The sequence below is a fragment of the Microcoleus sp. F10-B2 genome (assembly GCF_036704965.1).
In the GTDB taxonomy this organism is placed as follows: domain Bacteria; phylum Cyanobacteriota; class Cyanobacteriia; order Cyanobacteriales; family Microcoleaceae; genus Microcoleus.
Window position 1 is genome coordinate 14,892 of record NZ_JAUBTB010000019.1, and the last position, 22,412, is coordinate 37,303.

Annotated in this window: 15 protein-coding genes; 4 read left to right on the forward strand and 11 right to left on the reverse strand. The window is 44.3% G+C overall.

Annotation, left to right across the window (positions count from 1 at the left end; all coding sequences use genetic code 11):
* Nucleotides 1–61 precede the first annotated feature (61 nt).
* The 5 genes from QUA99_RS09880 to QUA99_RS09900 all read right to left on the reverse strand — a co-directional run bounded on the left by QUA99_RS09880 (nt 62) and on the right by QUA99_RS09900 (nt 4,928).
* On the reverse strand, nt 62–484 hold the full coding sequence (locus QUA99_RS09880) for a DUF202 domain-containing protein (protein WP_333235994.1): 423 nt from the start codon (nt 482–484) through the stop codon (nt 62–64).
* 145 nt (nt 485–629) lie between these two features.
* The gene (locus QUA99_RS09885) at nt 630–1,292 is read right to left on the reverse strand and encodes a hypothetical protein (RefSeq protein WP_333235995.1); all 663 of its coding nucleotides are present in this window, start codon (nt 1,290–1,292) and stop codon (nt 630–632) included.
* 538 nt (nt 1,293–1,830) lie between these two features.
* The gene (locus QUA99_RS09890) at nt 1,831–2,493 is read right to left on the reverse strand and encodes a cadmium resistance transporter (RefSeq protein WP_333235996.1); all 663 of its coding nucleotides are present in this window, start codon (nt 2,491–2,493) and stop codon (nt 1,831–1,833) included.
* A gap of 20 nt (nt 2,494–2,513) precedes the next feature.
* A complete protein-coding gene (locus QUA99_RS09895) occupies nt 2,514–3,218 on the reverse strand; it encodes a cadmium resistance transporter (protein ID WP_333235997.1) in 705 nt (234 codons plus the stop codon).
* Between the two features lie 204 nt (nt 3,219–3,422).
* Nucleotides 3,423–4,928 carry an APC family permease gene (locus tag QUA99_RS09900; protein WP_333235998.1) on the reverse strand — a complete coding sequence of 502 codons (1,506 nt, stop codon included), beginning with the start codon at nt 4,926–4,928 and terminating at the stop codon, nt 3,423–3,425.
* Between the two features lie 387 nt (nt 4,929–5,315).
* On the opposite strand from QUA99_RS09900, the gene QUA99_RS09905 reads away from it, so the two are divergent.
* On the forward strand, nt 5,316–6,248 hold the full coding sequence (locus QUA99_RS09905; RefSeq protein WP_333235999.1) for a LysR family transcriptional regulator: 933 nt from the start codon (nt 5,316–5,318) through the stop codon (nt 6,246–6,248).
* A gap of 478 nt (nt 6,249–6,726) precedes the next feature.
* Here QUA99_RS09905 and QUA99_RS09910 read toward each other — a convergent pair whose 3' ends face one another.
* Together QUA99_RS09910 and QUA99_RS09915 are read right to left on the reverse strand one after the other, a co-directional pair.
* The gene (locus QUA99_RS09910; RefSeq protein WP_333236000.1) at nt 6,727–7,461 is read right to left on the reverse strand and encodes a prohibitin family protein; all 735 of its coding nucleotides are present in this window, start codon (nt 7,459–7,461) and stop codon (nt 6,727–6,729) included.
* A gap of 164 nt (nt 7,462–7,625) precedes the next feature.
* Nucleotides 7,626–8,828: an EAL domain-containing response regulator gene (locus QUA99_RS09915; RefSeq protein WP_333236001.1), complete on the reverse strand. Its 1,203-nt coding sequence runs from the start codon at nt 8,826–8,828 to the stop codon at nt 7,626–7,628.
* Between the two features lie 420 nt (nt 8,829–9,248).
* On the opposite strand from QUA99_RS09915, the gene QUA99_RS09920 reads away from it, so the two are divergent.
* Nucleotides 9,249–9,764, forward strand: a complete 516-nt coding sequence (locus QUA99_RS09920; RefSeq protein ID WP_333037769.1) for a heme-binding protein — start codon at nt 9,249–9,251, stop codon at nt 9,762–9,764.
* On the opposite strand, the gene QUA99_RS09925 is transcribed toward QUA99_RS09920, so the two are convergent.
* The 3 genes from QUA99_RS09925 to QUA99_RS09935 form a co-directional block, all read right to left on the reverse strand.
* Complete coding sequence (locus tag QUA99_RS09925; RefSeq protein WP_333236002.1) at nt 9,751–10,167, reverse strand: secondary thiamine-phosphate synthase enzyme YjbQ; 417 nt, start codon at nt 10,165–10,167, stop codon at nt 9,751–9,753. The genes QUA99_RS09920 and QUA99_RS09925 overlap by 14 nt on opposite strands.
* Nucleotides 10,168–10,279: 112 nt before the next feature.
* Nucleotides 10,280–11,380, reverse strand: a complete 1,101-nt coding sequence (locus tag QUA99_RS09930) for a glycosyl transferase (RefSeq protein ID WP_333236003.1) — start codon at nt 11,378–11,380, stop codon at nt 10,280–10,282.
* A 455-nt stretch (nt 11,381–11,835) separates the two neighbouring features.
* Nucleotides 11,836–12,849: a hypothetical protein gene (locus tag QUA99_RS09935; protein ID WP_333236004.1), complete on the reverse strand. Its 1,014-nt coding sequence runs from the start codon at nt 12,847–12,849 to the stop codon at nt 11,836–11,838.
* Between the two features lie 122 nt (nt 12,850–12,971).
* Here QUA99_RS09935 and QUA99_RS09940 point away from each other — a divergent pair, with 122 nt between their 5' ends.
* Entirely contained in the window at nt 12,972–13,538 is a 567-nt protein-coding gene (locus QUA99_RS09940) for a hypothetical protein (RefSeq protein WP_333236005.1), read from the forward strand.
* Between the two features lie 4 nt (nt 13,539–13,542).
* On the opposite strand, the gene QUA99_RS09945 is transcribed toward QUA99_RS09940, so the two are convergent.
* Nucleotides 13,543–18,888: an AAA family ATPase gene (locus tag QUA99_RS09945; RefSeq protein ID WP_333236006.1), complete on the reverse strand. Its 5,346-nt coding sequence runs from the start codon at nt 18,886–18,888 to the stop codon at nt 13,543–13,545.
* Nucleotides 18,889–19,331: 443 nt separating this feature from the next.
* Between QUA99_RS09945 and QUA99_RS09950 the strand changes: the two genes are divergently transcribed.
* Nucleotides 19,332–21,800, forward strand: coding sequence for an ATP-dependent Clp protease ATP-binding subunit (locus tag QUA99_RS09950; RefSeq protein WP_333236007.1), 2,469 nt, complete (start codon nt 19,332–19,334; stop codon nt 21,798–21,800).
* Nucleotides 21,801–22,412: the final 612 nt, after the last annotated feature.

Consider the following 22,412-nt stretch of genomic DNA (forward strand, 5'->3'; position numbering starts at 1 on the left):
TCAGTTTGAACGATAATTGCACGCGATCGAACTCTTTCAGATTAATATAAAACCAGCCTCATTATTCAGGTGCCATCAAACCTTCTAAGCTAGAAGGAATGGTGAACATATAATAAATTACCCCAGCCCCTAGGATGGCGATCGCGAGGCTGAAAAGAATTACCCAGCGATCGGTAGGTTCATAAGTATCGTAATCGATATCGTGGCGGACGCCGAAGTAGTGCTTAGTTGATAAGAGCACTGTCAGCAAACCCACTGTTGAAAAAAGCAAACCCAACTTCCAACCATTGCCTGGAGTTGGCAGCAGAGGGGGATGGAAGGCGCGAAGGCGCACGATAACTACGCCAAAACCCATCAGCGATATTGCTGTCCGCATCCATGCTAAATAAGTGCGCTCGTTTGCCAAGTGATCCCGCACCCGCGACGGATTTGGTCGCTTAATCTTTTCTGTATTTAATTTCGTGGATTTCCAATTTAATAGCATAGATGCAACCTTTTAATATTAACTCCAAATATGAAGGTAAACCGATATACTTTCGCTGGGACGATTATCCGCCGGGAGCGAACCCGGCGGGATTTTGCGTTGCAACGGGCTTTATACAGCCGATCGCATTACAACTTCACCAAAACTAATCATTTTCCTCAGTAGGTGCGTTGGGAACTTGTGCATCTATGTAAGCCTGAGTCACATCAGGAACAAACCAATTCGCATCCCCAGGCTTGAAAACTTTAGCAGTAGGAACGTTGAATTCTACAGCCCCCGTATCGGGATTAGCTCTGGCTACAAGTTGAGTTCCGTCAACTATCTTAACAGCTAGACCGCCCGTCAATTCTTCTGAAGGTCGATCGGTAGTTCTTAAATCGGTTGCTTTGATATCGCTGGGTAGATAAATTCCATCGCAATCCCATTTATGTTCAGTTGTTTGACCGTCAGCTAGAAAATAAAGAGCATTCTCGTAAGAAGAAGGTGCTTTTTTGCGTTTCTGGCCGTAGACAGCCAGGGTTTTTCCTGTCTCGTTGCGGCACTGACCCCAAGGTTTTCCAGTTTCTAAAGTGTATTTTTGAAACTCCAATTGAGAGATTTTTTGCTGAAGTTGCTCAGGGGTATAAGTCTCGGCGAGATTGGGTGCATCTTTCGCTGCCTTGAGAGTGTTCAGAGCTTCAGTCACCTCTATGTAGTCGGGATTGCTTGCATATTTCGGCGTTTTTGGAGCATCGGCCCAGGATGGGGGAACGAATACTAAATTGGCGGTCATTACCAAGAGCACTAAAACAAATTTGAAGATTTTCACAATTTTTCTCCTTTTCTCGATTGTCAGGTTTTTTGCAACTTTCTGTTTGCTGGCAATTTTAGGACTTAGGCAAAAACGATATCTCTTTAACTGGTTTGCCTGAGAAACCAAGTTTTGCAGAATCGAAAACTCTTTTTTTTAGCATTATACCTACTGTCAAAGTCGAGCTGCGTGGGGTAGTGGCGAAGTGTTCGGGCGATATTTTAAGGATTCACCCTCAAGTTTTTAGCTCGGTTTGATTCACCACTACAGGATTTATTGATACAAGAGGTATATTGTTGCCTAAGTCTGGCAATGGGCTAGCTCAAAAGATGGTTTCAACTTTCGTGAATGCTTGAGGCTAAATTAGTTTGAAGCTGCTTTTAGCTCGATCACTCACTTGATTATTAACTTACCATATTTGTTGATAAATTTCAAGCAATTTAGCGGAAATTTTCAGCAAACAATTGTTAAGAAAAAAGTGATGAGTTAGGACGTATGACTTCTGGCAAATTATCTACCTATAGAGGGTTGAAAGTAGCGGAACATTGGCTAATCATTAGTTAGATTGTAATGGCGGGAGCAGCCGATAACTACCGCTTTCAATCAGGATGAATATTCCCAAACCAATCAAGACAAAAGGGACAGCAGCCTTGGTATAGCGAGTCAAAATACGGGCGATCGCCCTTTGGCGAGTTAACCGGTAAGCGGCATAAGACCAAACACCTACCATCACCGAGAAAACCGCCAAAATCACCACCAATCTCGGCAAATCGCTGCTAGCAAAAAGCGGCAAATAAATGCCGATATTGTCACCCCCGTTGGCCACTGTTACCGCAGCCACATTCAAAGTTTGGGGGTTGAAAAGATTGGCGAGTTTTGACACAGCAGATGAGTTAGGTTTACGGTTAAATTCGCCCGATACCGCTTGTACGTCATTTTCCTCATTTTCTCTGTTGACTAAGTGACTGATGCCGATCGCGATCGGAAGCAAACCCAGCAAGCCAATCCAAGCTTTCGGCACAATTAAACCGCCAAAAAAACCGGGCAAACTAGCAGCGATCAGCGCTGCAAATCCGAGGTACTTACCGACAAAGATATGCCGGGGGCGGAAAGTATCATTCACCTGGGCGAAGAACAGCATCGAAATCACCATATCGTCGATATTGGTTGCGGCAAAAGATGTCATCCCGGCAATAATCGCTGCTGCAATCCAATTCATGTGCTGTCCCTTAAACTTTTCTAGACTTCAGTTTCCCTGGCGTTACTTCTGCTCATAGTTATCAAACAGAAAGCGCAACCCACTAAAGATATTATACTTAAAGTTGGACTGGCCAGAGTGCCGCTTTTCACCAGAATCGCCATTCCCAATCCGATTAAAACAAAAGGCACAAGCTGATTGCCGTAGCGAGTCAAAGTATCTGCGATCGCCCGCATCTGAATTAACCGATAAGCAGCGTAGCACCAAACGCCCACCATCCCGAAGAATACAGTGAGAACCACCGCCAAACTTTCTAAAGTATTGCTAGCAAAAAGCGGCACATATATCCCGATATTGTCGCCCCCATTTGCCACCGTCACCGCTGCTACGCTGTAAGTTTGAGGAGACAGAAAACTGCTAAAAAAAGAGTTCTCAGACTGCTCTAATTCTGCCTCAGCTTCCGAATCGTCAGTGTCTGGATTCAGCAAGCGGCTTAGCCCGATCGCAATTGGCAGCAAACCCAGCATTCCGATCCAATCAGGCGGAAAGATTAAGCGGCCAAAAAAGCCGGGAAGGCTAACGAAAACCAGTGTACTAAAGCCCAGATACTGACCGAAGACGATATGCCTGCGCCGAAATACTGCATTCACCTGCGAGAAAAACAGCAGCAGAATCAGAATATCGTCAAGATTCGTAGCTGTAAAAGCCGTCATTCCTGTAGAAATTGCTGTTAGTAATTCATTCATTTCTGTGTCTCCTTAATTTCAGCGGTCTGTGCGGTTGATCCTGCGGTCTGGCAGGGGTTAAAACCCCCGCCTCAAAGCTCAATTCCTCTCAAGAGGAATGAAGAAATTATTAGTCCTCTTCAGAGGACTTTTGCTATTAGCCAGGGAATTAATTCCCTGGCGGTCTTGGCGGCTAAATTAACATCTATAAACACCGCCTTGCAACTAATCAAAGCCTTGATTGTCGATCGATACTGCTTTCAATCGAACACCGCCGTAAATTGCATTTTCTTCCTCGAACTTGGCATGAATTGCGTCAATACCCTGCTGCATCGAGCCCGCCAGTTCAGGAGAACGCCGCCGCTGCCAGACAAACCATCCGCAACTAGCAACCAAATACATCAAGAACAAGTAAGGAAACGCATCGTAAGGAGCTTCTGGAGGTGGGAACATCGTGCTGCCTGGAATGCCCACACTGCCCGCAACCGGAATCATCATAAATGCGATCGCCACAGCCGAGAACCCTACATCCCGCACACGCAATTTACCAATTTTGTGCAGGTAAACCGGGGCTGCGATCGAAATTAAGACGTACACTGTTAAAAATCCGTAGCTGCAAATTGCCCCCAAATAACCCATACAATCGAACAGTTTGATGCCAAACACAGACATCACAGCAGGCACCAAAAATGTCAGAAATGTACACATCGTTACTGCAACGTGGGGAGTTCTATTAGATGAATGCGCTACACCTAATGAAGAGTGAAACAAACCGTGCCGCGCCATCATAAAAAACACTCTCGCCGCTGGATTGATGCTGCCGAGGACGCAAGCAAAAAAGCTAAACAAAGCGCCGAAAGCCACTAATTCTCCCAGCCAGCCCATGCCCACTTGCTGCGCCAGAAAACTCAGAGGTTCTTCACTATTAGTAATAGAAACTCCCGTACCGCTAAAACCCAAAACCTCAATATAGGTCATCAGAATGAAGAATAAGCCTGCCATAACAGCACTGCCCATGACAGCCCTGGGGATATTTTTCAAGGGTTTTTTCGCTTCGTCACCCAGAGATGTAGCACTTTCAAAACCTGAGAAACCAAACATGACTAAGACAAGTCCCGTCGCTATGTTCCCCGGAGTTACGCCTTCCAAAGTTAATTGGGATATATCTAAGGCAAAACCTTTGTGCGCCCAGATGATGATTCCTAAAAGCGCGATCGCCGCCACTGATGCCCCTTCCAGCCACAGCATCGCCATAGCTGAAAGCTGGATATCTTTGTAACCTGCATACCAAGCAATGCCAGCCCCGATCGCCAATAGCGTAATCGGTGACGGATGGATGCCTAAATGACCGATGAAACTACCCGTAAAGTTGGCAAAACCACACAAAACGGACATCGCAGTAAATAGATAAGCCAGTACCAAACTCCAGCCGCAAATTACGCCGGCCGTCGGGCCAAGTCCTTTAACAATGTAAGAATAAAGAGAACCAGCAGAAGCCGATCGACTCGCAAATTGGTTGATATTGATGCTGACAAATACTAGGCCGATCAAGCCGATCGCAAAACTCAGCCAAGCCCCGTTACCCGAAAGAGCGACGATTAAACCTATATTAGATGCTGGTATAGTTGTAGGTGCAATGACGGCAAAGGATTGAGCTAAAACCTCCCCGAAGGAGAGGCAGTCCGGCTTTAAGCCGTGGGTACTGTGATTTTTTTGCGTTTTCTTGGTCATTTATCTTCTCTTTTTTTGTCGATCGACTTTTGGCGATCGGCTTAAACTTGTCGGTGCTGCTTCAGCATTGGGCCCTGCGTTAGAAGCTTAAGTATCACCTTAAGGCTCTTGAGGGGTAGAATCAAATGTTGTTTTTTATCGAATTAATAAATACAAGTGATGCAGTGCCGTGGCAAAAGAACTGTTGAAAGACGAGACCTATCTGTCGCCACAAGCTCAAACCCTTGACGTTAAAAGGAAATTTTAAATAGCGGCTGGCAACCGTGCTTTTTTGGTAATTCCAACCTGTACAATAGAGTCGAAAAGTTCAGGTCAAAGTTAAGCCGCAAAAGATTTTTATTTCAAAAAAGAACTGTATTTAGTAAAAGGGTACTCAGGATGGCCGGAATGACGCTTGACCAACTGCGAGTTTTTTTGGCTGTAGCAGAACACCTGCACTTCAGCCGCGCGGCGGAGGAACTTTACATCACTCAACCCGCTGTCAGTGCGGCAATCCAAAGCTTAGAGGCGCAATATGGAGTAAAACTATTTCACCGCATCGGCCGCCACATCGAAATCACTGAAGCCGGGAAGTTGCTGCAAGTTGAAACGCAGAAAATTCTCGACCAAGTTGCTTTGACTGAGAGAGGTTTGCGGGAGTTGAACGACTTGCAGCGAGGCGATTTAAAATTGGGTTGCAGTCTGACCATTGGCAATTATTGGCTGCCTGATAAAATTAGCAAATTCAAACAGAAATATCCTGGTATTTGCGTGAATTGTACTCTGGCAAATGCCGAAGAAATTTGTGCGGGGACGGCTACGGGAACATTTGATTTGGGTTTAGTGACCGGAGACATCAAAGCTTCGCTTAAGAACACTCTGGAGGAAGAAGTTATAGGCAGCGAACGCTTGCTGATTGTTGTTGGCAAATCTCACCCTTGGTTTGAACGTGCAGAGGTGAGTTTAACGGAAATTGCGCAAACGGATTGGGTGATGCGAGAAGCTGGTTCTGGAGTTCAGCAAATGTTGGAACAAGCTTTGCAAAGTTGGGGCATTAATCCCTATGAATTGAATGTAACTTTAGTTTTGAACAGCAGTGAAATGGTAAAAGCAGTGGTGGAAAGCGGCACAGGTGCAGCGGCTATTCCTGAATTGATGGTAAAAAAAGAATTGCAGCTATCTACACTGCGAGCGATTAAAATTATAGATAGCCAAGCAAGTTCAAATGTAAGTCTTGAAATAATTAAACCAGTTTTGAAACTGAAGCACCGACAGCGTTTTCAAACTGGAATTACTAAAGCTTTTGAACAGATATTAATTCAATTTCCTGGAGATTGGTAATTTAGGACTTACGCACCAATACTCAAGAAACCGGATTTTTGACCGACATAAAAAGCTAAACGCCGTGTATTTTTGGGACTTGTGCACGGGAGCATCTCAATGAAAGCAGTTAAGCTAGAAATTGGAGTTTTAAGGCTCTCTTGCTGCGGGGCAGGAGGAAAGAGGAAGAAGGAAAGAGGAAGAAGGAAGGAGCCAGAAGAAGTGTTTTTACAAATATGAGATACTCCCCTTGTGCACCGATGGTCAATCGATTTTAGATTTTAGATTTTAGATTTTAGATTGAAGCGTTCACCCCACGGATAAATTCGGGGGGCAAGTTTCATCGGATACAGGTTTTTTATTTCTGGACGGATGAATCCGGGGGCTTGTATCCTGGATGCTTTCGGTCAGAAACCGGATTTTTTTCCGAAAATCCTTCGTCTTAGGTAACAGATTAGATAAAAAACCCGGTTTCTTTGGGCTGATGCGTCCAGGGCTGTTATCTATCGACCAATTTCCTCAAATCCAATAAATTTTTACCCCCATCACCAACAATCAGCGGCAATTTCCCATCCCATTTTTCTATAGCTTGCCTTTGCAACAGTTCCGGAGTCAAATTGTTTCGCAGCAATCTTTGCACTTCGGCTTCCCCTTTGGCTAAATTCACTTTAGCCTCTGCCTCTTTTGCTGCCTTCAGTGCTAAAAACTCCCCTTTTTTTGCTTCCTGTTCGGCAATTTGTTTCGCCTCCACCGCATCGCTAAACCGCTCAGAAAAGTGAACGTGCACTAAAGAAATATCGTCAACTGCAATGTGATATGTAACCAGCCTCAAAGTCAAAAAATTATCTACTTCGGCTTTAACTTCTCCCCGTTTAGTAATAATTTCTTCAGCCGTGTATTTGGCCATGACTGCTTTTAATACTTCTTCAACTGCCGGAGCGATAATGCAATCTACAACTTCTTTTTCGTCACCTATTTGTTGAAAAATAGCATTTGCTTCTTCTGGGATAATGTGCCAGTTCAGCGCTACATCTGTGAAAACATCTTGCAAATCTTTTGAGGAAGCTTCAGCAGAATTTTCCTGTTTTTGCACCCTGACGCTCAATTTTTTTACAGTATCAACTAGGGGAACTATTACGTGAATTCCTTCTCCGAGTACCTGTTCTTGCACTTTACCAAACTGCATCATCACGCCCCGTTCTCCAGCGTTGATAATGACAAAAAATTTGGACATAATAGCTAAAAAAATTATCACTATAGATAATTGAACAGCTATATAAACATCCTTATATTTTTTATTGCTTGATTTGAGTGAGTCAACGTTACTGCTGGATTCTCCAACCATATTCCACCCCGATCGCACTTAATTATCGGACAAATATTGACTTAACTGCTATTCTATTTGCCTTCCACCAGCAACCGTTCAAAATCCGCTGCCACCAAAGGAGGACTGAACAAATATCCTTGCATTGTATCGCACTCGTAGCGCCAGAGAAAATCTTTTTCTGCTTCGGTTTCAACTCCTTCGGCAATTACCTCAAGACAGAGACTGTGCGCCATTTCAATAATAGCTTTCACGATCGCTGCATTTGTGCAACCATCGGTGATATTGCTGATAAAACAGCGGTCGATTTTTAAAGTATCGAAGGGGTATTGCGCCAGATAGCTTAAAGAAGAATACCCAGTTCCGAAATCGTCAATAGATATACAAACTCCCAAATTTTTCAATTGTTGCAAAGCAGCGATCGCACTTTCGGCATCTTCTACCATCAAACTTTCTGTCAGCTCTAATTCCAAACTGCTCGGTTCCAAACCAGTTTCTGCTAAAATTTGGGCAACTCTGCTGCTGAGATCCGGTTGGTGAAATTGGCGCGCCGACAGATTCACCGCTACCCGCAGCGAAAAACCAGCATTGTGCCAAACTTGCATTTGCCTGCAAGCTGTCTGCAAAACCCACTCGCCTAATTGTATGATGAAGCCAGTTTCTTCGGCATCGGGAATAAATTCTGCAGGCGAAATCAGCCCTTTTTCTGGATGCAGCCAGCGCACTAAAGCTTCTGCACTCATAATTTTACCTGTCTGGACATTGACTTGCGGCTGATAGTAAACTTGGAATTCTTCACGTTCCAAGGCGTTGCACAAATTTGTTTTTATCTGCTGTAATTTGTGGGCGGTATCTGGGGTTAAGACGCCGTTTTGCCATCGCCAATTATTGTACTGTTCGGCGACAGCTTCTTGTTTTTTCAAGCGGCTCGATATCGCTCCCACAAGTTCAGCTTTAGTAAAAGGTTTAGTCAGATAATCATCTGCTCCCAATTCCATACCTTGCCGCATTTCAGAGCGATCGGCTTTACCGGTCAGAAAAACAAAAGGGAGTGTAGCAGTAACAGGATTCGATCGCAAGGCCACCAGCACCCCGTACCCGTCAAGTTCTGGCATCGTCACGTCGCAAAGAATCACGTCGGGAACATTTGACACCGCCGCATCTAAACCTTTTGCTCCATTTTCTGCACCCGTCACGTCAAAACCTTCAGCTTTGAGGAGTTTGAGAATATTCTCCCGAATTACTTGCTCGTCCTCAATCACTAGAATCTTTTTCATACGTCATTCCCTGCAAGCGGTATAATTGATAGGCGTTACTGAACGCGATAAGCGTGGCAATAACTGAGAACGCACAGCTCGATCGGCACAACAGCGGAATATTTTCCGACACAAATAGCAAACACCTGAAAAACGCTAATTTTTCAAGCATAACTAGATTAATGTTTCTGTGCTTACTCAGTGCTGTCCGTATTATTACGAGGTTAATTAATAATCTCTCAACTAATTCTAGGCGATCGATAGTTAGCAGCGCCTTAAATAACTGCTAAACTAATTGTGCCACCTGAACGATTGTCTGCAAACAATCTCAGCCTATTTATACCAGTTGCCAAAAATAATGCAACTGCAAGCAAGTTCCAAACCCTTGCGGAGTCAGTCTTCCCCATTCTTCAATGTAAAATCTAAACTTTTAAATCTCAAATGGTATTACCTACTGGATTCCCTGAACCCGCACAGATTGGGGTCATAGAAGTTAAGCAATATCCTCACTACCGCGCTGTCACCTACACCCACGCGGGCGATTTGCGACAAGCAACTGGCATCGCCTTCAATCCCTTATTTCAACACATCAGCAACAACCAAATTGCGATGACAACGCCAGTAGAAGCCCGCTACACCGAAACTTCCGGGCAAATCGATGCGGTTCCCCAAGCAGAAGTTTCGTTCCTCTATCCCGCACCAAATATCGCCCCCAGCAGCGTTAACTCCGCTGTAGAAGTTACGGATACTTCGCCCATGACGGTTGTCAGCATCGGCGTGCGGGGGGCCTACACTTGGGAAAGCTACGAAAATAACCTCCAGAAACTCAAAGATTGGCTTCAAGAACATCCTGAATACGAAATAGTCGGGCCGCCGCGCCGCTTTTTTTACAATTCCCCGATGACGCCGGAAGCAACTAAAATCAGCGAGGTACAAATTCCCATCAAGTGCCGCTGACGTGAACAACTAATTCGCGAATGTGACCCCGCTGGCGGTGTTCCCACAGGTAAATTCCCTGCCAAGTTCCTAACAGCAACCTGCCGCGATCGATCGGGATTTGTTCGGAAGTGTGAGTCAGCGCAGTGCGAATGTGCGCCGGCATATCGTCTGGGCCTTCCGCATCGTGAATGTAGCGATCGTCCTCCGGTACCAGTTTAGCTAAAAAGTTAGCCAAATCCTTAAGTACATCCGGGTCAGCATTTTCTTGAATCACCAAACTAGCAGAAGTGTGGCGCAAAAATAAGCTGCAAAGTCCCGTTTGAATACCTGAATTCGCCACCGCATCTTCTATCTTAGGAGTGATGTTGCACAGAGACTTCCCTGTAGTTTTAATTTTGAGGATCTGTTGATAGTGAGACATTCGATTTTAGATTTTAGATTTTAGATTTTAGATTTTGGATGAGACTGATGCAAGACTCTTCAGTCTGGCGTTGCGCCGACTTTGTTTGTGCAGGATCGATTTCAAATCGCACTTATGAAAAATAGTCTACAACAGCTTGGGCGATCGCCTCCGTACCATTTTTCTCCAATTTATCCGGCAAACAGGGCCGATGCAGCGGTTGTCGCAAAAACTCCCAATCCCCCTCAAAAAACTCCGCAGCCGTCACAATTTGATGTTCCGCATAATTTTGAATCCCTTCCAGCAACACCGCCGCTTCTGCAAAACCTTCTCTCATGATAGAAACAACAGGTATTTCCAAGCGCAAAGCTTCTGCAAAAGTGCTGTATCCCGGTTTAGAAACTAAGCGCCCGCAGACAGGCATAATATCAACTGGACGCGGTAAAATCGGGAAAAATTGTGCAAACTCCTGATTTTTGACTTTAATCAAATTCGACAAATCGGGAGCTCCCGCATCAAAAGTAATAAATTGCCAGTCGCTAAATTGCTGTAAATTTTGATAAGGAATTTCCTCTAAACCCAGTCCGCCAAAAGTCAACAATACAGTTCTTTCCAGCGGTGTTTCGATACCGAATACTTCCCGAACTTTATCGTTACTGTAGCGAGGATTGCCGCCAGTCAATCCCACATCTTGAACATTCGGGAAAGCTGGCATCGGTTCGTGCAAAGGAAGACGAAAAAGCCGATCGCACATTCCGAAACACTCACCAATCCAATCTGCCATTTCTGCAAATTCCCCGCCCCAATCGCGATAGATAAAATCCCACCCAAAATTGCTCATCATCCAGCAAGGAACCCCAGCCGCTGCCGCCATGCGCGTTGCCAAAGGAGGAATATCTGCCAGCACCAAACCCACGCGATTTTGCTTGATAAAATTAACTTCGCTGGCAATTAGCGAATTTTGCTTTTTCCGAATTTCCCGCAATTTTTCCAGCGTCGCGTCTTTATCCATATTCAAACTGTCAGCTTGCACCACACCCACATCAAAAGCCCGGGGACGGTGGATAAAGTCGCCGCCAATATAAGATTCTAGCAGCCACCGAGGTGCTGTTGTTGTGATAATTAGTAAAATATCTGGATTTAATTCTTGAATTTTTGCAGCTACGGAGGAGACTCGGACAGCGTGGCCGAATCCGTGATTTGTGATGGCAATATATAATGTTGGTCGAGACATTGATAATAGGGAATGGGGAATTGGGCATCGGGAATGGGGAATTGGACATCGGGCATCGGGAATTGCGAATTGGAGGTAGAGACTGGAAGCCAACAATGCCAAGCTTCAAGCGACGCACAACGAACAATGACACAATTAATAACTAATGACTAATGACTAAGCGGTTGTGTATTTAACTTGTATAGCCATCCTAAATCATTTGTGAATTTCTTACTCCCTCCCCTTGATAAGGGGAGGGTTGGGGTGGGGTCAAAAATTTACGACTCCTGCAAGGATTGCTATATATTCCTGGCGTTGCTCAGAGCAACGGCCCAGAAAAGTTTTATTATTATTGACTATAATAAAGTTAGTTTTTAATGATGAACGCCACTCCTCTCTTTATGAAGAAATTAAAACTAAAAATTTTCCTCCTAACTTAATTATAATTGTACAGGCCTCGAATATGCAAGAACTCATCAATCAGAAGCGCCCTCAGACCAAACAGGCAATTGATTAATTTTTTCCAGCGTTATATCTACATACTTTTGACCCTGCGCCGCCCGATTTTCCCCAAAATATCCCTCATCGCCGTCGTGCTTGTGAGGGCCGCTGGAAGCTTCTGCATAGCGGCCTTGCAAACGGGCTTGATTGAAAGGAGAAGTCGCGTACCAGTACCAGCGAGTCGGAAAAACTATGCCGCCAATATCCTCAATTGAATCGCGAGTGCCGCGAAAGTGGAAAATGCGATCGGCCTCTGCAAAACCATTTTCTCCCGAAAACACGCCCCCAACCGAAACAACCGTAATTTCTGCCTTCAGCCATTCTTTAAGATAGCGAGTAGCACCCAAAGCAACTTGTGCGCCGCCGCTAGTGCCAATTAAAATAACTTTCAAAGGTTTTTGAGAATTAACTAAAATGGGAGATTGAGCATTCATCCGCTCTATAATTGCATTAGCAATTCCCTGATTGTATGCAAAGCCGTAGCGATAATCTAGAGAAATTGCAAACCTCCAGAGATTGCGAATTTTGATGAATATATCCCCCGCGATCGGCCCTTTTTTTGCCTGTTCTGCAAACCGCCAAAAAGGAGCTAGCCACCGCTCTCCTCCTAAACTTTTGTTAGACGCTGAGTAAGGAAAAACATCGCCCACTGCTACGCACTGCGGGTGACTTTTAACTAAACGCTTGAGAAAGAACTCTTCGCCAGGGGTTAATTCGTCCCCCGAAAAATCGCCAACTCCGGGTAAAAAGATGATATAACAATTGACCTGCGAAGACTGGCGGGCTTCTAAATTGCCCTTGTTTGAAGGCAATATCTCCGGCGGATTTTTCTTGATACCAAAAGTTTCGGCACTTTGATTCAGCCACCATATAACAGTTCCCACCGGCGAAAGAATGCCCCAAATTATCAGGATTACACCTGCGACGATCAGCAAATTTAAACTTCCCCCGCGCAGCCATGCAAGTATCCGTAAAATCAATCTTAGCATTTAATAAAATCTGGTAGAATGCCCATAAATTAGCTAATTACGTAGAAATATTTCCGTGATTCTGCTGTATTAGAGCTTATTTTGTAAAAGTTGTCAACTATCTTGAGGAGCAGGAGTTCAACGTGAAGGGAGAAGATTCAATTGCAGGTTTGGGGGCAACGCTTTGGAACGCACTTTCTTTGAACGGCAATTTTTACGAAAAAACTCCCTACACTGGCAGAACTAAGCGAATAGCTTTAACAATTGTAATTTTAGCTGCGCTGTCCCGCGTGTTGGGCAGTGCTGTCATCTTGTTAATCAACCGAACTGAGCCATCAGTATTATTTCTAGGACTTTTGATAGATGGTTTGGCAGTCGCGGGGGGTTATTATTTTTGGACTTTCACTATCTTTAAAATCGGGGAGTGGCTGAAGCCTGGACACGTAACTTATGGGGAGTTGCTGGTTCCGATCGGCTTTGCCTACGCGCCCCAAGCGCTGAATTTTTTAACGCTGATTCCCTTGTTGGGAGAAGGAATAGAGCGCATATTAGCCCTGTGGAGTTTGCTAGCTGTAATTGTGGCGGTTCGCCAAGGTTTGGATATTAAAACTCGCTGGGCGGTGTTAATTTGTTTTGTGGGTTGGCCGTTGATTCAAATTGCGATCGGCTTTGTGAAAGTAATTGAACAGTTGCTTGCACGATGGCTTTAATTAATCAATACGGCAGCAGTATAGTAAACTCGCTGCCCTCTCCAGGTTCCGACTTGCAAATTAGCTTTCCTCCATGTTGTTCTACCACAATTTGATAACTGATAGACAATCCCAAACCCGTCCCCTTACCTATCGGTTTAGTAGTAAAAAATGGATCGAATATTTTACCCAGCACCTCCGAAGTCATACCCACACCATTATCAACAATGCGAATCGCTACTTGATTGCCTTCCGCGATTTCAGTGCAAATATGAATTGTCGGAGTATGTGTGGAGTCAACTTCACTCCCTCTTTTCCGACAAAAAGCATCAATCGCATTGGTCAGTACATTCATAAATACCTGATTAATTTCTCCCGGATAGCAGTTCAATAAAGGCAAATTGTCGTACTGCTTGATTACTTGAATATCAATTAATTTGCGATCCAAAATCATCAAGGTGCTGTCGATACCTTCGTGGATATTAACCCATTTTCTATCTGATTCATCTAGCCGAGAAAAGTTTCGCAGGGACAGCACAATATCGCGAACTCTCGCAGCGCCCAATCTCATTGAATCTATCATTTTAGTGAAATCATTCATCAAAAAATCTAAATCTATTTGCTCTGTTTCATTTACTATTTCTTGCACTGGATTTGGGTAATTTTTTTGGTATAGACGTAGTAGATGTAGTAAGTTTTCAGCGTATTCATTGGTGTAATATAAATTTCCATAAATAAAGTTAATCGGGTTATTAATTTCGTGAGCAATTCCGCCGACCACTTGCCCTAAACTGGACATTTTTTCACTTTGAATTAGCTGCAATTGAGTGTGGCGAAGTTCTTCCAGTGCAGTTTGCAATTTCTCAGTTCTTTGCGCTACTCGCGTTTCCAGAATAGTATAAAAACGGGCATTTTCTAGAGAAATAGCTGCTTGTGCAGACAAGATTCCCAAAATTTCAAGCCTGTCGCTAGTAAAAGCACCTTTTGTTAAATTATTTTCTAAATAAAAAATTGCCGTAAGGTTTCCTTGATGGATAATTGGCAATACCAGGATAGATAGGGGTTGATTGGCCGCAATATAAGGGTCAAATTGGAATTGCTCGGATCGGGTAGCATCATCTAAAACCAAGTATTTTTGGGTTCTTTCTACATAGTTAATTAAGGAAATCGGGAGGATATCGGATTCGGCAATCGGGAGAGATTGTAACACGGTTACATCATTAAACTGACCTGTCAGCGCAGCTTCTATAAATAATTGATTACCTGTCTTGGCAAGAAATAATACTTTTTGAGCGCCTGCGTTTTCCTTTACAAGCTGTACGAGTTTCTCTAGCAAACGGCTGAGGATAATTTCACTCGAAACAGCTTGAGATGCTTTGACAACAGTTGGTAAATCCAGCACCAAACTATTGTTGATAGTAGTTTTGGTAGTCGTGACAACATTGTTGTATATTGCTTCTTGATGGCGATCGACTAAATAATCATAACGAGATTCTAAGTCTTTAACTTTGGCTAGAGAGCCCCAGCGGATGTAAGCATAATAAGCTTTTTTCACATAAGAGCGAGCACTGATATCTTTATCCAAAGATTGATAAAACTCTCCCGCTAATTCATAAGCTAATGCTTCTTCGTGGGTGTAACCGTTAGCAGCAGCTCCTTTAATAGCTAAGTCATAATAATCCATGGCTGCAAGTTTATCGCAGAAAATTCGAGCTTTCTCAGCTTCCACTAACTCGTACTTGTGCTGATAATTCATGGGTGCATGGTAGGCCCACTTTTTCAGAATTTGCTGATTAGAGTTAACAATAGCTAGGTATGCTTCTCGATTGTCACTGTCAGGATAGTGAGCGAGGAGGGCCAGCGAATAGTAGAAATTGTGTACCCCAACAGTGATTAAGCCGATCGCCCCATCTGCGTATTCTGCCGCTAATTTACCGATGGCAACAGCCGCACCATAATCTTTAAATAAATAAAGCAGCATCAATTTAGCAACATAAGCTGCAAACAGCGACATTCGATTATTTTCTTTCTGCCAGCGCGACATTGCAGCAGGTTCATCCAACCTGCCGCTAACTAACCGTAGTTGCTCTGCTGTTTGGCTTCTTAAGCTTGAAGCAATTCCTTGCCAAATTTGAGCATAACCTATGGCAAATTCGTGTTTATTTTTCAGCAAAAAATCCATATAAACGGTTTGTTTATCTTCGACAGATTCTAGCGGTTCTCCCACCAAAAATAAATTAGTAATATAGTGCTTAGAATTATAAATTGCCCATTCTAAATCGCCAGTTTCGACACCAACTTTCATTCCTTCTAGAAAGGAAGCAAGTGTATTTTTAGTAGACTCTTTCCAGATTCTGATATGAGCATTAAACATTACATAAACCTTAGCTTTGTGTTGGCTAGCATTAAATTGTTCTAGCAGCTTTAAAGCGATTAGTCCAGCGTAGTAGCCAGCTTCGATATCGCCTTCTGTCCCGCACTGGATCATTCCATAAAGAGTATAGGGAAAAGCGGCTAATGCTGAATGACCGCGATCGATACAAAGATTGACCATCGTCAAGACGAGGGAGGACACAATTTCCGGTTTGGCAATATAAGCAGGAGGATAGAGGGCTGTCATGATTTCCATAGCTGCCAGTTGATAAGGATCTGTCATAACTGGCAGGTTTTCTAATTCCTCAAGCTGAGGCAATTTTGGCACTGCAATGGTTTCGTTATCTAATAGGTTTACTCCCAGCATTTTCAGCACTTTTAGACCTGTTTCAACAGCTTTTAGCATCTGGCTTTGAGCCTGATAAGATAGGATTTTTAGCTGATAGACTTTCACTATGTCAAGCTGGTTTTTAGCAGATCGCAAAACCACTTCCGCCAAATTTTCTGCTTGCTGGAAGTTGGTGTTTAAATATTCCGCTTCCAGCGTCTCTACATACAACCGCAACGTCATGCTATAGTTGCGTTCCCAGCTATCAGGTGCTAATAACGACATTCCCGCATTCAAATACTTAACAGCGGGTTCGTAAGCATTAGCTGCTTTTGCCTTATGTCCCGCGATTAAATTTAATCCTGCTAACTCATCTTTTTCTGATTGCAGGATCAGACAATCAATTCCTACATTCAACTGGTTGATCATCTCAAAAATTTTCTCTTCTACTTTATCGGTGGGCGTATTTTCAAGTAGCAATTTACCGATGCTAAGATGAGTTGCTTTCTTTTCATCATCAGGAATCAGCGAATATGCAGCTTGCTGGACGCGATCGTGCAAAAATTTATAGCCGACTCGCGAATAATTGAAAGTTAAATTAACTGCTGATTCTCGATCTAAAAATAAAGGAATGAGGTAACTCTCATTCAAAGGAAGTATTAACCCCGCTTGCAAAGCATCCCAGAGTTCAGTCGCCGTGACTGATGGAGATTTTGCGTTGACAGTAGAGAGAACATCTAGAGTGAAATTGTCCCCAACACAAGCCGCCAATTTCAAAACTTGTTGTGTAGTCTCTGGCAATTGTTGAATCCGACTGGCTACCAGTTCAACTACACTCTTATCTGTGATGCCAATAGCTTGAATCTCCTCAATGTTCCACTGCCACTGCCCTTTTATTCCGGGAGACAGCAGCAGGGTAAAGTCGAATTTCAAAAGTTGTTCTTGATAAAGAGTGTTGAGCAATTGCGTCACAAAAAAAGGATTACCACCAGTTTTATTCCAAATTAACTCTGCTAAGGGGTGAATTCTTTCTGAGTCGTTTAATGTCTCAGAAATTAACTCAGTTACCTGGGCTAAAGAAAGAGGTTCCAGCACTAATTCGTTGATAATAGTTCCCGTTTGTTCAAGGTACTCTACTGTTTGCATTAAAGGATGTGTAGAGCTAACTTCACGGTCTCGATAGGCTCCAATTAATAGTAAATATTTGCTGTCTTGGTCAGTTGCCAGCAATTCCATTAATTTTAATGTCGCTGAATCTGACCACTGCAAGTCATCAAGAAATATGACTAATGGATGCTCTTTTTGCGCGAATACGTGGATAAATTCTTTGAATAGCCTGTTAAAGCGGTTTTGTGCTTCAGTTGGGGCAAGTTCCGCAACGGCAGGCTGTTTGCCAATTACCAATTCTACTTCGGGAATCACGTCAATAATTACTTGCCCGGAATCACCGAGTGCGGCTAAAAGTTTATCTTGCCAATCTTGTAATTTTTTGATATTTTCCGCAAGTAACTGTTGGATCAAAGATTGAAAAGCTTGAATTAAAGATGCGTAAGGTATATTCCGCTTGAATTGGTCAAATTTACCTGAAATAAAATAACCCCGCTGTCTGGTGATAGGTTTTTGAATTTCGCTGACTACTGCCGATTTGCCTATACCTGCATAACCAGAAACTAGGATCATTTCAATTTGGGAATGGGAAGAAATTTCTTTGGAGGGATTAGCTACACGTTCAAATGCAGCCAATAGTTCCCTGACTTGTATTTCCCGACCGTACAATTTTTGAGGAATCAGCAACTGACTCAATATATCTAAGTTTCCTGGTGTAAAATCTACTATTTGACCTGTAGTTTCTAACTGATTTAAACAATTTTCTAAATCTGCCAACAATCCGCCTGCGCTTTGATATCTATCTTCGGCATTTTTTGCCATCAATTTCATCACAAGTTGTGAAATGGGTGGTGGAACGTCTGAATTAATTTTATGCGGCAAAATTGCTTGAGAAGCTATGTGACAGTAAACTATTTCTAAGGGGTCGTTACTCGGAAATGGCAATTGACCTGTCAGCATTTCATACAAGGTAATTCCGAGGGAATAAAAGTCGGTGCGGTAGTCGAGGGTGCGGTTCATTCTCCCGGTTTGTTCGGGAGACATATAAGCAAAAGTGCCGACAATCGAGTTAGGATTATTAATTTGGGGATTTTCTTTGGACAATCGCGAAGCAATCCCGAAATCTGTCAGTTTAATAATTCCTGTTTGGCTGTTGATGATGATATTGCTAGGCTTAATATCTTTATGAATAATTTTTTGAATGTGCAGATATTCTAAGGTTTTTATGAGTTGGATACCAAACCTCAAACAGGTGATGACTTCGAGCTTTTGTCTGGACATGAGGCGATCGAGAGATTCGCCATTAAAGTCTTCTAAAAGCAAGCCGAGACGGTTGTCAAAGGTTTCTAGGCTAAGGACTTTAACTAGGCCTGGATGGTCTAAATGTTGGCGAATGCGATACTCGTGCTTGATCCGGGTAATTGCATCGAGGGTGGGATATTCAGCTTTCAGGATTTTGAGTACAGTTGTCTCCTGCTGGGTGGGGATTTTTCCTCGATAAATAATTGTTTCGATACCTTCGTGGAGAGTGGAGTGGATTTGGTATTGCGAAAGAAATTGCATGGAGTTCTGCTGAGAGTTGAAAATATATCTGATTCTAGTCGCTGTTCGCTGTTGACTGTGGGCTGTTGGCTGACGGCACGACCACTATCAACCGTCAAAAGTCTTGACAGGGCAACAGTTATATGCTTAATTCAACCATGTACTTAGGCAAAGAAAAATCAAGCTTTATTTACTCGTACAAGAATATAATTTATACATAAAATGATAGTATTCAGGCAATCAAGCCATTTTGCTACTATTATTCTGAATTAATATCCGATCGACAGCGGACGGCAACCACACCCCTACTATTCGGGTCTCCCCACTGTCCCTACCCCTTTAGCAAGATACATTGTTAGAGAAGGAAATACACAAAAATTTACATCTATAATTTGTGTAGTGTTCCAAATCGCTCCTCACCAGCAGCGATACAGCCCTCGCCAAGACAGTAGGATAGAAAAAATATGTTTGAACGCTTTACAGAACAAGCCATTAAAGCAATCATGCTAGCCCAAGAGGAAGCGCGACGCCTCGGTCACAATTTTGTAGGCACCGAGCAAATTCTTCTGGGACTCGTCGGCGAAGGCACTGGCATCGCTGCAAAAGTATTACTGGATATGGGCCTCAACTTAAAAGAGGCACGCAATGAAATCGAAAATATCATCGGTAGAGGTTCCGGGTTCCTCCCGCCGGAAATTCCTTTTACGCCCCGCGTCAAGCGCATTTTTGAGACGGCGCTGAACGAAGCGCGGCAGTTAGGCCACAATTACATCGGCACCGAGCACATCCTGCTGGGGCTGATTCAGGACGATGAAGGGGTAGCGGCGAAGGTGCTGCAAAACTTGGGAATCGATCGCCAGAGAGTCCGCACGCAGGTAATTCGTGCCGTGGGAGAAGTCGCGGCGGTACCCGGAGGCAGGGGAGATAGCGGCGATCGCAAAATCCCGACTTTAGAAGAATTTGGCACAAACCTGACCAAGTTAGCCGCAGCAGGCAAACTCGATCCCGTGGTGGGTCGCGAAAATGAAATCGAGCGCGTGATCCAAGTGCTCGGCCGCCGCACAAAGAACAATCCAGTGTTAGTAGGCGAACCGGGAGTCGGCAAAACAGCCCTCGCCGAAGGCCTCGCCCAGCGAATTGTTAACAGAAACGTCCCGGAAATTTTAGAAGACAAACAAGTAATCAGCCTCGATATGGGTTCGCTGATTGCTGGTACAAAATTCCGAGGCGAATTTGAAGAACGGCTGACGAAAATCATGGCGGAAATTCGCGCTGCCGGCAACATCATTCTGGTCATCGATGAAATTCACACCTTAGTCGGTGCAGGCGCAATTCAAGGCAGCATGGACGCCTCCAATATGCTCAAACCAGCCCTTGCCAGAGGCGAATTGCAGTGTGTCGGCGCAACTACCTTAGACGAATACCGCAAGCACATCGAGCGCGACGCTGCGTTAGAACGCCGCTTCCAACCGATAAAAATCGGGGAACCGAGCGTGGCTGAAACAATAGAAATATTGTACGGGTTGCGATCGGCTTACGAACAGCATCACAGACTGACAATTTCCGACGCAGCTTTAGAAGCAGCGGCCACACTGTCAGACAGGTACATTAACGATCGGTTTTTGCCAGACAAGGCGATCGACTTAATTGACGAAGCAGGTTCCCGCGTCCGCGTGATGAACTCGCAAACCCCGCCCGAAGTTAAAGAACTCAAAAAGCAACTGCCGGCAGTAACAAAAGAAAAAGATGCAGCAGTGCGCGAGCAAGACTTCGACAAAGCTGGAAAATTGCGCGATCGCGAATTAGAAATTGAAGCCGAAATCGCCGAAGCTACGATCAACAAAAGCCAAGTCAAAACCTCTCCCATCGTCACCGAAGAAGACATCGCCAACATCGTGGCTAATTGGACGGGAGTACCGGTCAGCAAGCTGACAGAATCCGAATCGGAATTGCTGCTGCACATGGAAGACACGCTGCACCAGCGCTTGATTGGTCAAGAAGAAGCTGTCAGCGCAGTTTCTCGGGCCATCCGCCGCGCGCGGGTAGGCTTGAAAAATCCCAATCGCCCGATCGCCAGTTTCATCTTTTCCGGGCCCACAGGCGTCGGCAAAACGGAACTTACAAAAGCCCTGGCAACATATTTCTTCGGTTCCGAAGAAGCCATGATTCGGTTAGATATGTCCGAATTCATGGAACGCCACACTGTTTCCAAACTCATCGGTTCGCCTCCGGGTTACGTCGGCTACGATGAAGGCGGCCAACTAACAGAAGCAGTCCGCCGCCGTCCTTATACCATCGTGCTGTTCGATGAAATCGAAAAAGCTCACCCGGATGTCTTCAACATGATGCTGCAAATCTTGGAAGACGGTCGCTTGACTGATGCTAAAGGTCGGACAGTTGACTTTAAGAATACACTGCTGATTATGACCTCAAACATCGGTTCGCGAGTGATTGAAAAAGGCGGCGGCGGTCTGGGTTTCGAGTTTAATGAAAACTTTGCAGACGTTAAGTACAACCGCGTTCGCAATTTGGTCAACGAGGAACTGAAACAGTTTTTCCGTCCCGAATTTCTAAACCGCTTGGATGACATTATTGTCTTCCGCCAGTTGAATAAGGAAGAAGTCAAGCAGATTGGCGACATCATGTTGCGGGAAGTTTTCAGTCGCTTAACGGAACAGGGTATTACTTTGTCGGTAACGGAACGGTTCAAGGAACTGTTAGTTAAAGAAGGCTACAATCCCAGCTACGGTGCTCGACCTTTGCGGCGTGCAATCATGCGGTTGTTGGAAGATGTACTGGCTGAGGAAATGCTGTCTGGGAAGCTGACGGAAGGCCAAAGCGCGATCGTTGATGTGGATGAAAACGGTCACGTTAAGGTGGTGCCCGATGGTTCATCTGAGCCGAAATTGCCTGAATTCGCTTTGAGTCATTAATCTGACAGACACCCAGATAAATACTGTGGATTAAAAACCCGGTTTCTTGAAGAAACCGGGTTTTTAATTAAAAAAAATACCAATTAAAAAAAATGCAATTCTCGACCAGCGATCCCAACCATAATATAGCAATCCTAAATGATTTGTGAGAAACTATCCTACTAGGTAAAAAGCTGGGGAAACTGAAAGATTTGGAGATGAGTGACTAATACCATTTTAGACTTGATATTTGAGATTTGAGATTGAGACTGACTGTATAAGGGTTTGGATCGCGGGCAACCAAGTTGCATTTTTTTTTGAAACTGATATTAGATGGAGGCTTGAAACATTGCCAGACTAGATAGTGGAAGCTTGACTCAATGAGGAATGACGCTACCTTCGCGCCCGGGAGGGGCGATTCTAAGAGCGCAATAACTACGCTTCACGCGGGGGGATTCCCCCTAGAAAACGCTCTTGTTCGGGGCGATTCCAGTAGCGGGATAGCTACGCTTCATGCGGGGGATTGGCACTATGTGCGTAAATCCTAAAGTCTTGAACCCACTCGACCAAAAAACCCGGTTTCTCGTTGTCACCTTCGAGCCTATATGACCAAATTACGTGCAGAGACCGGGT

Bases quoted from the DNA above. Each gene is read 5' to 3' on its own strand.
- QUA99_RS09880 (WP_333235994.1), bottom strand. From the start codon at position 484: ATGCTATTAAATTGGAAATCCACGAAATTAAATACAGAAAAGATTAAG.
- QUA99_RS09890 (WP_333235996.1), bottom strand. From the start codon at position 2,493: ATGAATTGGATTGCAGCAGCGATTATTGCCGGGATGACATCTTTTGCC.
- QUA99_RS09895 (WP_333235997.1), bottom strand. From the start codon at position 3,218: ATGAATGAATTACTAACAGCAATTTCTACAGGAATGACGGCTTTTACA.
- QUA99_RS09900 (WP_333235998.1), bottom strand. From the start codon at position 4,928: ATGACCAAGAAAACGCAAAAAAATCACAGTACCCACGGCTTAAAGCCG.
- QUA99_RS09905 (WP_333235999.1), top strand. From the start codon at position 5,316: ATGACGCTTGACCAACTGCGAGTTTTTTTGGCTGTAGCAGAACACCTG.
- QUA99_RS09910 (WP_333236000.1), bottom strand. From the start codon at position 7,461: ATGTCCAAATTTTTTGTCATTATCAACGCTGGAGAACGGGGCGTGATG.
- QUA99_RS09915 (WP_333236001.1), bottom strand. From the start codon at position 8,828: ATGAAAAAGATTCTAGTGATTGAGGACGAGCAAGTAATTCGGGAGAAT.
- QUA99_RS09920 (WP_333037769.1), top strand. From the start codon at position 9,249: ATGGTATTACCTACTGGATTCCCTGAACCCGCACAGATTGGGGTCATA.
- QUA99_RS09925 (WP_333236002.1), bottom strand. From the start codon at position 10,167: ATGTCTCACTATCAACAGATCCTCAAAATTAAAACTACAGGGAAGTCT.
- QUA99_RS09930 (WP_333236003.1), bottom strand. From the start codon at position 11,380: ATGTCTCGACCAACATTATATATTGCCATCACAAATCACGGATTCGGC.
- QUA99_RS09935 (WP_333236004.1), bottom strand. From the start codon at position 12,849: ATGCTAAGATTGATTTTACGGATACTTGCATGGCTGCGCGGGGGAAGT.
- QUA99_RS09945 (WP_333236006.1), bottom strand. From the start codon at position 18,888: ATGCAATTTCTTTCGCAATACCAAATCCACTCCACTCTCCACGAAGGT.
- QUA99_RS09950 (WP_333236007.1), top strand. From the start codon at position 19,332: ATGTTTGAACGCTTTACAGAACAAGCCATTAAAGCAATCATGCTAGCC.